This window comes from Olivibacter sp. 47 (assembly GCF_030372825.1).
Lineage (GTDB): Bacteria > Bacteroidota > Bacteroidia > Sphingobacteriales > Sphingobacteriaceae > Olivibacter > Olivibacter oleidegradans.
Window position 1 is genome coordinate 991284 of sequence record NZ_JAUCNR010000001.1, and the last position, 11808, is coordinate 1003091.

General features: G+C 44.8%; 10 protein-coding genes. 8 read left to right on the forward strand and 2 right to left on the reverse strand.

Annotated elements, in window-relative coordinates; genetic code table 11:
* The first annotated feature begins 16 nt into the window (after positions 1-16).
* From QT327_RS04375 to QT327_RS04395, 5 genes are all read left to right on the forward strand, one after another.
* Entirely contained in the window at positions 17-643 is a 627-nt protein-coding gene (locus tag QT327_RS04375) for a TlpA family protein disulfide reductase (RefSeq protein ID WP_289552135.1), read from the forward strand.
* Between the two features lie 212 nt (positions 644-855).
* On the forward strand, positions 856-1683 hold the full coding sequence (locus QT327_RS04380; protein ID WP_289552136.1) for a TonB-dependent receptor plug domain-containing protein: 828 nt from the start codon (positions 856-858) through the stop codon (positions 1681-1683).
* A gap of 47 nt (positions 1684-1730) precedes the next feature.
* Entirely contained in the window at positions 1731-3932 is a 2202-nt protein-coding gene (locus QT327_RS04385; protein WP_289554403.1) for a SusC/RagA family TonB-linked outer membrane protein, read from the forward strand.
* 34 nt (positions 3933-3966) lie between these two features.
* Positions 3967-5475 (forward strand): RagB/SusD family nutrient uptake outer membrane protein, encoded by a 1509-nt coding sequence (locus tag QT327_RS04390; RefSeq protein ID WP_242627241.1) that lies wholly within the window; start codon positions 3967-3969, stop codon positions 5473-5475.
* 50 nt (positions 5476-5525) lie between these two features.
* Positions 5526-6980, forward strand: a complete 1455-nt coding sequence (locus QT327_RS04395; protein ID WP_289552137.1) for an arylsulfatase — start codon at positions 5526-5528, stop codon at positions 6978-6980.
* A gap of 69 nt (positions 6981-7049) precedes the next feature.
* Here the strand turns inward: QT327_RS04395 and QT327_RS04400 are convergent, their stop codons facing one another.
* On the reverse strand, positions 7050-7286 hold the full coding sequence (locus QT327_RS04400) for a hypothetical protein (protein ID WP_130856726.1): 237 nt from the start codon (positions 7284-7286) through the stop codon (positions 7050-7052).
* A gap of 191 nt (positions 7287-7477) precedes the next feature.
* Between QT327_RS04400 and QT327_RS04405 the strand changes: the two genes are divergently transcribed.
* The 3 genes from QT327_RS04405 (at position 7478) to QT327_RS04415 (ending at position 10266) form a co-directional block, all read left to right on the forward strand.
* Entirely contained in the window at positions 7478-8380 is a 903-nt protein-coding gene (locus QT327_RS04405; protein ID WP_130856725.1) for a helix-turn-helix domain-containing protein, read from the forward strand.
* A 64-nt stretch (positions 8381-8444) separates the two neighbouring features.
* Entirely contained in the window at positions 8445-9293 is an 849-nt protein-coding gene (locus QT327_RS04410) for an oxidoreductase (protein ID WP_130856724.1), read from the forward strand.
* 361 nt (positions 9294-9654) lie between these two features.
* Positions 9655-10266, forward strand: a complete 612-nt coding sequence (locus tag QT327_RS04415; RefSeq protein ID WP_289552139.1) for a hypothetical protein — start codon at positions 9655-9657, stop codon at positions 10264-10266.
* Here QT327_RS04415 and QT327_RS04420 read toward each other — a convergent pair.
* Positions 10258-11778, reverse strand: a complete 1521-nt coding sequence (locus QT327_RS04420) for a GH3 family acyl-acid amido synthetase (protein WP_289552140.1) — start codon at positions 11776-11778, stop codon at positions 10258-10260. The two genes, QT327_RS04415 and QT327_RS04420, sit on opposite strands and share 9 nt — an antisense overlap.
* Positions 11779-11808: the final 30 nt, after the last annotated feature.

Below are 11808 nucleotides of genomic sequence, written 5' to 3' on the forward strand. Positions count from 1 at the left end.
TAAATAGAAACGAACTATGTTTAATAATAAGGAGATTTCAACGGAAAAATCGTCAGCAAATAAGTTTTGGCAATTTGTCCGAAAAAATGCGTTTTCTATCCTAATGGGAATTATTGCGTTGACCATGCTGATCAGTACCGGAGCAAAATCGATGGTGCTTCGGCAGCTTATGCTTACCGGATTGTTTAATGCCTCGATAGACCAAAAGAGTTTCGATGCCACAGATCAATCGATTGTTGATTTTGACTTTGAAGACGACAAAGGGCGTATTCAAAACACCTCCTCACTACGAGGCAAAGTGGTATTTATTAATTTTTGGGCTTCCTGGTGCCCGCCATGCAGGGCAGAATTTCCATCGATAGAAAAGCTCTATGCAAATTTCAAAGAGCATCCCGCTATTTTCTTTTTGACGATTAATGAAGATAAAGATTTAGCTACAGCATACACTTATTTAAAGAGAGAAAAGTACTCCATACCCATCTATAGGGCAAAAGGCAATGTTCCGGCCTCTATTTACGCCGGAACGTTGCCTACAACTGTCGTACTGGATAAGAATGGGAAAATAAGATTTCATCATACCGGTTTTGCCAACTATGCATCCGATAAATTCAATAAGCAGCTGGAAGAATTGATTCAGGAATAAGCGTTGAACGAGGGAAGTATGCGGTCTTGATAATATATTACTATGATGCCGACACCAAGTTGGGGTGCGGCATATTTTTATTTTTAAATAACTACTAAATCTATATAGTTTGTGTATTATATATTTTATTCTATTTTTGCTACGACTTTTTACAGTCTGGCAGCAGGGAAAAAGACCTGTATTGTTTACTTGAACTTAACCATATCGAAAAAATGATTTTACTTGTTAGAACAAGGCCCAAAAGCCTTATTCCTTTATTCTTGCTGTTCATAGGAAGCTATGTCACACTTCGCGCACAGCAAACCAAACCCCTTATCAACTCAACCCTCAGCGGTAAAGTACAGGACGCCCATACGGGCGAAGCCGTCGCAGGGGCTACCCTTACCCTGGAAGGCACCACGCACCGGGCAACATCCGATGGAAACGGACGATTTAACTTCGTAACCGGCCAAAAATTTCCCTACACGTTAATTGCCAGCTATGTAGGTTATAAGACCGTCAAGCTCGTAGTGAATAGCAGTGACATCGTTGTTCAATTAGAGCCTGATTTAAATGAACTCGAAGACGTTGTGGTGGTCGGCTACGGCACCCAAAAGAAAAGCACGCTTACCGGCGCGGTGGCTACCGTAGATTCGAAATTCCTTTCCAACAGACCGATCACTAATTCTACACAGGCCCTTCAGGGAGCTAACGGCGTTTATGTTAATCAGAATAAGGGACGTCCCGGAGCGGAAGGAAACACCATTCGTATACGAGGCGTCGGTACATTGAATAATAACAATCCCTTGGTGCTGGTGGATGGAATTGAATACCCACTAAGTGAAGTGAACCCGAACGATATCGAAAGCATATCGGTATTGAAAGATGCCGCCTCCGCCGCCATCTACGGTAACCGAGCGGCAAATGGCGTGATCCTCGTAAAAACAAAAACCGGACAAAAAGGCCAGTTCCAAGTAGACTATAACATTTACGTCGGTTCCCAGCGGGCAACCTTTAAACCGGATGTTGTTTCCAACGCCATTCAGTACATGGAAGGATAAATCGTGCACTGACCAACGAAGGAAAACCGGCAGAGTATGGGACGGAACTGTTAGATGAATACCGCAACGGAACTGATCCCTTTATATATCCCAATACGAACTGGTTCGACGTTATGTACAGAAATGCCCCCATCCAAGAACATAATCTCCGATTATCCGGTGGTGGCGAAAAAACTACCTTCTCGCTATCTTTCGGTTATTTGAATCAAGATGGTGTGCTTATCGCAACTGATGCCAAGAAGTATACTTTGAACAGCAATGTACAATCTGATCTCAATTCCTGGTTAAAAATAGGCGCTAATCTGGCCGGTACTTTCTGGAACGATCGCGAGAGCGCCTATACCGCCGACGAAGGCAATGGAGAAGGAGGCATCATGGGGCTCCTATACAGAGGTTTGCCCATGCAAGTTCCCTACGCGCAGGATGGAAGCTATGCCGATCAGTGGGTACGCGTCCCGGGCCATAATTTTTTCCGGAACCCGTTAGCCCTCTCTTATGAAGGTTTTCGCAGAAATCATCGATACCGTACACTAGCCAACGTTTTTGCAGAAGTTAAACTTCCGCTTAATTTAACTTATAAAATTACCGCCGCTGCCAATATCTTTTTCGGCAGAGAGAAATATGCCTATCCGCAGATTTCATTGACCAACCCCAAAACGGGAGTTGTCACCCCCATGGGTAACATTCCGGCGCGCGGCGTGAAACAGATTGCAACGGAAGGCGTAAACCTGACCAACTTCCATACGTTGAATTTTACCCGTCAGTTTGGTGATCACTCCGTCAATGCTTTAGCGGGATTCAGCATGGAGCGTTTTGACGACAGCGATTTTGACGCTTATAACCAAGGTTACCTGGGCAATGAATTGAACGAGCTGGATGCCGGAAGTACTGCACCTGCGGTGGGCGGCACTTCATCGCAATCGCGCCTACAGTCGTATTTCGGGCGGATAAACTATAGTTTTCGCGACAAATATATATTCGAAGCGAATGTGCGCTATGACGGATCGTCCCGCTTTGCCAACGGTAAACGCTGGGGCCTATTTCCATCTTTCTCCGGCGCTTGGAGACTGAACAGAGAAAACTTTTTAGCAGAAGCAAGCTGGATCGATAACCTGAAGCTCCGCGCATCTTGGGGCCAACTCGGCAATCAGAACATACCACTCTACAGTTATGTCAACGCCATTAGCTTAGGAAACAATTACAGCTTTAACAACAATGTGGTACCCGGAACCGCCATTATCCAACTTGCCGATCCCTCTATCTCCTGGGAGAAAACCACCATGACCAATATTGGTGTCGATTTTGATATTTTACAAGGAAAATTGGCCTTCCAACTAGATTTGTTCGATAAAACGACCAGTGAAATCCTAAGACAGGTAAATGTTCCTGCACAGGTAGGCAATTTAACGGGTCCTTTCCGTAATATCGGAAAAGTGTCCAACAAAGGTATCGAAGTCTCTTTAGCGTATCAGGACGCTATCGGCGATTTTCGCTATCGAGTGGGTGGAAACCTAGCCTACTTAAAAAATGAAGTATTGGATGTAAAAGGTAACATCTATTACGATGGTGTTACCATCATAAGAAAAGGCGATCCGATAAGTGCCTTTTACGGATTACAGTCGGCCGGTATTTTTCAGAACGAGGCCGAAATTGAACAACATGCCTTTCAGGCCGCCAACACCCGACCCGGTGATATCCGCTATGTCGACCAAAACCAAGACGGTATCGTCGATAATAACGACCGCATAGTGATCGGCAATAGCATTCCTAAATATACCTACGGTTTCACCTTGAGCGGCTCCTACAAAAACGTAGATCTTGATTTATTCTTTCAGGGAGTAGCGGATGTAGACACCTATGCCAACGGCAATCTAGCCTTCCCTTATCGGAACGGGGCAGGTGTAACAAACGAATGGTTGACCGACTCGTGGACGCCCGAAAATCCCGGGGCGCGGCTACCTATCCTTACCACCTCTTCCGGTTACCCGCAAAATTTTCTAACCTCTGATTTCTGGATCAAAGATGCCAGCTACTTGCGACTTAAGAATATTCAACTTGCTTACAGTTTACCCGGCGCTTGGCTGGAACGTCTACATATCCGAAGGTTCAAGGTTTTCGTAAACGCTCAGAACTATTTAACCTTTACGGACTTTAAATTAGGCGATCCAGAGCGGAACCTGACGCGAGCCAATATGATCGATTACCCTAACTATAAATCCATTACCGCAGGGGTAAATTTAACCCTCTAATGTTGTCCTCACCATGAATAGATTTTATATAAGAATGAAAACATTTAGCAAATATTTCATAATAGGAAGCCTACTTTTGTGCTTTGGTAGCTGCTCCTCTTTTCTTGATGTGGAGCCTACCGACCGATATACTGATGATAATTACTGGGAAACCGAAGAGCGCGTGGTTGCCAGCCTGAACGGTGTATACGCATCGTTGCTGCATAATGGTTTATATGGTGGTACAACACCTCTTTATTTTGAAAACCTGTCGCCTAACGCCTACCGCTATCAGGGCGATTACAATTTGGTAGCACAAGGGCAGCACAATGCCAATACGGCGCTATTTTATACCGTTTGGCAAGGAGCTTATCAAGGTATCGGGCGAGCCAATAACCTATTGGCTAATATCGGCAAGGTTGAAATGGATGAAAGCAGGCGTAAACGTTATACTGCTGAGGCGAAATTCCTACGGGCCGTATTTTACTTTCCTTTATGGAATCTTTTCGGAGGGGCGCCGCTTATTTTGGATGCAACCAATGATGCCACCCAATCGAATTTACCCAGAAACACAGCCGAGGAAATTTATACACAGCTATTGCGTGATCTGAATGAAGCCATTCCCGATCTACCCGCAAGCTATGGTGCCAACGAAAAAGGAAGGGCTACCAGTGGTGCCGCCCTGGCATTCAAAGCACGCATACTGCTTTACGCGAGGCAGTGGGAAGAGGCAGCCAAGACCGCCAAAGAAGTAATTGACGCCAACAACTATCAACTATTTCCGGACTATCGCGGATTGTTTTACCTGGAAAATGAAGGAAATGAAGAAGTCATATTTGATGTACAGTTTAAGTTTCCTGAATTTACGCACGGATTTGATATCAACCTGGATCAGTATAATAACATCGGGCCCTTACCTAATCTGGTTAATGACTATTACGATCGCGAAGGAAAAAACATCGGTCAGTCAAACCTATATGATCCGGCCAAGCCTTACGAAAATAGAGACCCGCGCTTACAGGCAACGGTAATTGTTAAGGGCAGTTTATTCAAGGGAGCGGTGGTGACCGAGGGACAATATCCGCGAACAGGATATGGGCAGAAAAAATATACGGTATTTAAAGACGACATACCAGCTGCGACAATTCCGGATGGGCAATCCGAATTAAACTATATCCTGCTACGTTATGCAGATGTCTTGCTGATGTACGCGGAGGCACAAAATGAAGCTTACGGCCCAGATCAATCCGTTTACAATGCCTTACAGCAAATAAGGTCCCGTATAGGGATGCCCGGATTATCCACCAGTTTATCGCAGGACGAATTACGACGAGAAATACGTCATGAACGACGCATTGAATTGGCAGGAGAAGGGCTCTATTATTACGATATAAGACGCTGGGGCATTGCACAAGAAGTTCTTAATGGCGATATTTACAACGACAAGGGGCAACGCATCGATACCAGACGGTTTGATCCGCAACGGGATAATCTTTGGCCTATTCCGGCCATCGCCATACAGGAGAATCCGGCATTGGCACAAAACCCCGGTTATGGAAATTAAGCAATGGCCGCTAACAACCATGGATACATCACAACAACAATTATAATCGAATGAAGAAGTTTTTGCTATTACCCTTACTAATGACACTATGCCTGCTATTTAATGCGAAAGCGCAGGAAAAAAAACCAAATATTATTTTTATTCTAGCGGATGATCTTGGTTATGGAGATGTGGGCTTCAATGGCCAACGGCTGATCAACACACCGAATCTGGACCGACTGGCAAAAGAGGGAATTCGCTTCAATCAGTTTTATGCCGGCACCGCTGTATGTGCGCCTTCCAGATCCGCGCTGATGAGCGGGCAACATACCGGTCACACCTTTATCCGTGGCAACCTCGGGGTAGAGCCTGAAGGACAATACCCTATTCCTGATTCGGTAGAGACGATCGCGGAGACGCTGAAAAAGGCGGGTTACCAAACCGGCGCCTTCGGTAAATGGGGCCTCGGCCCAGTCGGTTCCGAAGGCGATCCGAACAAGCAGGGCTTCGACCGCTTTTACGGTTACAACTGCCAGTCGTTAGCGCACCGTTATTATCCCACCCATCTGTGGGACAATAGCGAGAAAGTAGTCTTAACCGAAAATGGCGATCTGGAATACCATAAGCAATATGCACCCGATCTGATACAAGAGCAGGCACTTGGCTTTATCGAGGAGCATAAGGACCGGCCCTTTTTCCTTTTTCTTCCCTATATCCTCCCCCATGCCGAGCTCTTGGTACCGGACGATAGCATTTTTCAGTATTACAAAGGTAAATTTGAGGAAAAGCCTTTCAAAGGCTTCGACTATGGCAAGGGTGCGAAATCCGGCGGCTACGCTTCTCAACAGTATCCGCATGCTACCTTTGCAGCAATGGTGGCCCGGTTGGACTTATATGTCGGCCAGATAGAGGAAAAATTACGCAGTTTAGGATTGGATGAAAATACATTGATCATTTTCACCAGTGATAATGGCCCGCACAAAGAAGGCGGAGCAGATCCTACCTTCTTTCAAAGTTCCGGAGGGCTTCGTGGAATAAAACGCGACTTGTATGAAGGCGGAATACGTGTGCCCTTTGTCGCCAAGTGGCCAAAGGCAATCCGTGTGGGGCAACAGAGCGAGTTCATTGGCGCATTCTGGGACATTTTCCCTACGTTCGCCGAACTAGGCGGCGCAGCAACTGCCGCATCTACCGATGGTATCTCATTCGTAAATACGCTAAAGGGACAAGGAACACAAAAGCAGCATGAATATCTATACTGGGAATTTCATGAACAAGGCAGTAAACAGGCCGTACGTTACGGCAAATGGAAAGGTGTCCGCTTAAATGTAAAGGCAGATGGTGGTGCACCGATTGAGCTGTACGATCTATCAGCGACAGAGCCGAGAAGAATAACATCGCTTTCCAACATCCTGAAATTGTTAAAAAAATTGCCGGATTCATGCAAGAAGCACACACAGATAATCCCATTTTCCCGTGGGAATAAAAGAATAGATATATCTCCACTCCCTTTGTTTCGACCCTAAAATTTGGTTAAAACTGAAGGAGGTGGAGGTTCTTAACTTATCACTGAATCCTGTCCCGTTATCCCTTGGTCACGGACCATCAGGATGTTCCCTTGCCTTGATAAGCGTTTGCAAACGCGCAATGGCAGGCTTTCGCCATTCAACGGGCATATCCCCTTCAATATAGTCGAAGTTTTCGTCAATGTAAAGCACCTTTCCATCACAGGTGATTCTATAATAGTTGAAAGACTGGTTCTCCGTCAAATCAAAATCAAAACGTCTTTCTTCAAGTGGTGTAATCGCTACCGGTATTTCTTCGTATTCCATTTCCTACATTTTTTACAACATCCGTAAAAACCCGATCCTTAAAAGAACAACTTCATGGATCTGGTAAATTATGTAATTAACAAAACCTCAGAAAGATAGTTGCGACTGTTTTTATTTTGTAAATAAGTGAGAAAACAGCGCGCGCAATAAAGTTGAAACCAAGAAATACGATAAAATCTGTATTTTTGTATATGCCAGCTATCCAAAGTCTAGAAGCATTTTATGCCCGCAAATTCGACAAAAACCCTTCGCTATCCGCGAATGGTGTGGAAGCTTTTAACGTTTTCCGCTTAACGGACAGTAGAAATAGCAGTACAGCGGCCTCGCCCTATGCTCGGTACGACTTTTACAAGATTATGCTTATTAACGGGCAACACCGCTGTCATTATGCCGATAAAAGCATCGCCTTTGCCGGCAGCACACTCCTTTTTTTCAACCCGGCTGTCCCCTATCGCTTTGAGCGTTTAGATAAACAGTCCACCGGATTCTTTTGCGTTTTTAAAGAATCATTTTACACGGAAAGTTTTCGAAAGGGAATCCACGATTTGCCAATGTTCACACCTGGCGGAAAACCCGTATATGCTTTAAACGAAACGCGGGAATTAGAAGTAGCTACCCTATTTGAGAAAATGCTGAACGAGATGCATTCGGATTATCGCTTTAAGTACGACCTGCTGCGTAATTATGTATCCGAACTGCTTCATTGCGCTATGAAAATGGAACCGCATGAACAGCTATACCACCATCCGGACACCAATGCGAGAATCACTTCCATATTTATGGCTTTACTGGAACGCCAGTTTCCGATCGATTTACCCGGTCAGCCCATTCAAATGCGATCGCCAAGTGATTTCGCTGACAAGCTAGGCGTACACGTAAACCATCTCAACCGTGCGGTTCGACTAACAACCGGAAAAACAACCACCGCTCACATCGCCGAGCGCATGGCAGCCGAAGCCACGGCATTATTGAAACATACCAACTGGAATATCTCCGAGATCAGTTATAGCCTCGGTTTCGCCCATCCGTCCTATTTTACCTCTTTCTTTAAGAAACAAACTAAAGTTACACCTACTTCCATCCGACTTGTTTGAATTTCAATAGCATCCGTTTGATTCACCCAAACAGCTACGCTTGTGTCCGTTATACCTTTGCCATATGAATACAAACAATATGGAAAATAAGAAAGTATGGTTTATTACAGGGGCCTCTAAAGGCCTCGGACTCGCTTTAGCGAAACAATTATTACAGATTGGCCACCAAGTGGTTGCAACTTCTCGAAACAGCACAAGCTTGATTAATGCGATAAATTTTAAAGGCGAAGCCTTTCTTCCACTTCAGGTAGATCTGAGCAGTGATCAAGATGTAGCCGCAGCCATCCGGCAGGCTCATCAAACCTTCGGCCAAATAGACGTAGTTGTGAATAATGCCGGCTATGGTATTGGCGGTAGTATCGAAGAATTAACGGACAAGGAAACGCGTGACAGTTTTGATATTAATGTATTCGGAACGATTAATGTCATTCGTCATGCACTGCCCATCCTACGCGCACAAGCTTCAGGGCATATCATCAATATTTCCTCTATTGCAGGTATTGCACCGGCTATTGGCTGGTCGGTTTATGGCGCAGCAAAACATGCCATAATCGGTTTAAGTGAAGTATTGGCCGATGAAGTTAAAGAGCTAGGCATCAAGGTAACGGTTATTGCACCGGGAGCCTTCCGTACCAATTTCCTGCAAACCGATTCGCTTGTGTTGTCAGAAAGAAAAATCGATGCTTACGCTAACATCAGAGCTTCACATGAACGCTATACCCAGATGAACGGTCATCAGGCCGGCGATCCTGAAAAGGCGGCAAAGGCGATGATCGAGCTCGCTGAAATGCCCGAACCGCCTGTATACTTACTGCTGGGCAGCGATGCTTATGCACGTGCCTTTAGTAAGCTAGAGCTCCTAGCCTCCAGCTATAAACAATGGGAAGCTCTGACCAAATCGACTGATTATTAAGTTTACAACAAGCTGGCGATAAGCTATAAGCGTTAGGCACCTCATAGCTTATCGCTCATAGCTCCTGCCTGTCGGCAGGCAAGCATCATTTCTCTTGGCTATTAACAATCAGCGGCGTAGTACTACTGCAACTGCCACTATTCATCACTCCGAATTCATAATTCTTCGCTTAAAACCTCGTCACATCGACTTATTATCCACCGTCCACTTCAATCACCGTTAGCTCCGCGAAACATTTCGGAAAGCCGCTGGTTAATAAAGTAGCCGACGGCTTTTTTTGTTATGACCCGCGACGAAGCATTCGCGCTTCGAATACAAATCAATAATCGCGATTATGTGTGCTTTTATCAATATTATACTTATGACCCACCTTTTACAGCTGAACAGTAACACCGCCTCCTTTGCCGACTTCAAGAAAAATAAAGAAATACCAAAAATCATCGAAGCAAATGTACTGAAAGCCCTTTCCTATTATCCGGAACTACAGAACACCCACATTCGCTTCGAATTTAAACAACACATCAAAAAATCGGTTATGCAAGCCCAACCGGTGGCCTTATCATTGCTCCGGAAAAAAGAAAACAGAATCTACAAAATAAATATCAGCGCTCTGTTTCGGCTCACCCATACCGCTATCCCGATCCATCAACTCCCCGATAGTATTATGATTGGATGGATTGGCCATGAACTTGGGCATATTATGGATTATGAATCAAGAAGTACCTGGAGCATAATTGGTTTTGGGATTTCCTACCTGCTTTCAAAAAAGTTCATTCAGCGCGCAGAACTTACCGCTGATACCTTTGCGGTAAACCATGGTTTGGGCGCCTATATCATAGAAACAAAACGCTTTATTCTCGAACATGCGGATATACCACAAGCTTATAAAGATCGAATTGCCCGATTATATACCTCGCCCGATGAAATTGTAGAACAAGTTAAAGCATTAGAGGAAGAGCGGGAGCTACCCTAAAGCATTCAAAAACTTCTCTAAGGCCAAAAACTCGTTATCTTTCATCACCCTTGGTATCTTCACCTGTCCACCGAGCTTCTTGGTTTGTGCACTCCACTCATAAAAATGGTTAATAGGAACCAGTTTTACCTCTACCGATTTTAGCGCCTTGTTTCTTGCCACATCGTAGTTCTTGTTCAAAGCACGTAATTGATTGTCCAGGTAATCGGCTACTTTCGCGGCATCAGCCGATAGGTTAGTTGTTCCCAGAATCCATCGATTTTTGTAATCGCCATCGTTCACCAAAGCCGCAACCGTGAATTCTTCAATCGTGGTATTAAATTCCCTTTCCACCAAACGCATCGCTTCATTCATTTGGTAAACGGATAATTGCTCACCCACCACATTTAAATAATGCTTGGTACGCCCACTTATCTTAATCTCCATTATCTCTTTGTTGGTCACCATCACGGTGTCGCCAATCATATAGCGCCAGGCGCCCGCTACGGTCGAAATAAGGAGCACATAATTCACGTTCTCTTCTACCTCCGCAGTACTTAGCACCTGCGCCTGCGGTTTAATCGTCCCGTCTTTTTCCATATTTGCCTCAGTGAAGGGCACAAACTCAAAGAATACGCCATTATCCGTAATCAAAGCCATGTCGGCGTCCGGACGTTTTTGCGTAGCCAGGTAGCCTTCGGAGGCCAAATAAGTATCAATATAGACAAGTGGTTTCGCAACTAGTTTCTCGAAACTCTTCCGATAGGGTTCAAAGGCCACGCCACCGGAAGTATATACTGCCAAATTCGGCCATACATCATGAATGGTATTCAATTTATTAAAAGAAATGATTTCCTTTAACATCAGTTCGGTCCATGACGGAATACCCGTAATGCTACCAATATCCCACTCGGGCGCCCGCTCTGCTATCTGTCTTATTTTCTGTTCCCAGTTATCCAGCGAAGCAATTTCGCTTCCGGGCTTATAGAACTTTCTAAACCAAAAAGGAATATTTGCCGCACTGATCCCGCTGATTTCCCCCTCCAGGTGATCATCCTTTTGAATCAGGTTAGTACTGCTACCGAGCATCAATATTTGCTTTTCAAAAAATGTGGGTGGGAGGTCAAAGTTCTTTAAGCTTGTTATTTGTTGGATGCCCGCTCTACGGATCGCTTCCAGCATATCCTCGGTTACAGGTATGTATTTACTGTTGCTTGTGGTGCCGCTGCTTATCGCAAAGTACGACTGTCCACCTGGCCAGGTAACATTCTGATGTCCGGCCAGTAGGTAATGCCACCATTCAGTATACAACTTATCATAATCAAAAATCGGTACCGCCTGTTGAAAAGCTTGAATCAAAGATTTGTGCGTTAAGATCTTTTGAAAATCATATTGTTTTCCGAAAGCGGTATGTTTGGCTTTATTTAATAGCTTCCTCAATACCTGCTGTTGTTCTTTCACCGGATCCGCCTCCGTACCAATCGCCTCCGAAAGATGAATTGCCTGCTTAATGATTTTACCTATGATGGCCATAGAAATTTGATCAATCAGTTACACCACTAC

Bases quoted from the DNA above. Each gene is read 5' to 3' on its own strand.
- QT327_RS04375 (WP_289552135.1), top strand. From the start codon at position 17: ATGTTTAATAATAAGGAGATTTCAACGGAAAAATCGTCAGCAAATAAG.
- QT327_RS04380 (WP_289552136.1), top strand. From the start codon at position 856: ATGATTTTACTTGTTAGAACAAGGCCCAAAAGCCTTATTCCTTTATTC.
- QT327_RS04390 (WP_242627241.1), top strand. From the start codon at position 3,967: ATGAAAACATTTAGCAAATATTTCATAATAGGAAGCCTACTTTTGTGC.
- QT327_RS04395 (WP_289552137.1), top strand. From the start codon at position 5,526: ATGAAGAAGTTTTTGCTATTACCCTTACTAATGACACTATGCCTGCTA.
- QT327_RS04400 (WP_130856726.1), bottom strand. From the start codon at position 7,286: ATGGAATACGAAGAAATACCGGTAGCGATTACACCACTTGAAGAAAGA.
- QT327_RS04405 (WP_130856725.1), top strand. From the start codon at position 7,478: ATGCCAGCTATCCAAAGTCTAGAAGCATTTTATGCCCGCAAATTCGAC.
- QT327_RS04410 (WP_130856724.1), top strand. From the start codon at position 8,445: ATGAATACAAACAATATGGAAAATAAGAAAGTATGGTTTATTACAGGG.
- QT327_RS04415 (WP_289552139.1), top strand. From the start codon at position 9,655: ATGACCCACCTTTTACAGCTGAACAGTAACACCGCCTCCTTTGCCGAC.
- QT327_RS04420 (WP_289552140.1), bottom strand. From the start codon at position 11,778: ATGGCCATCATAGGTAAAATCATTAAGCAGGCAATTCATCTTTCGGAG.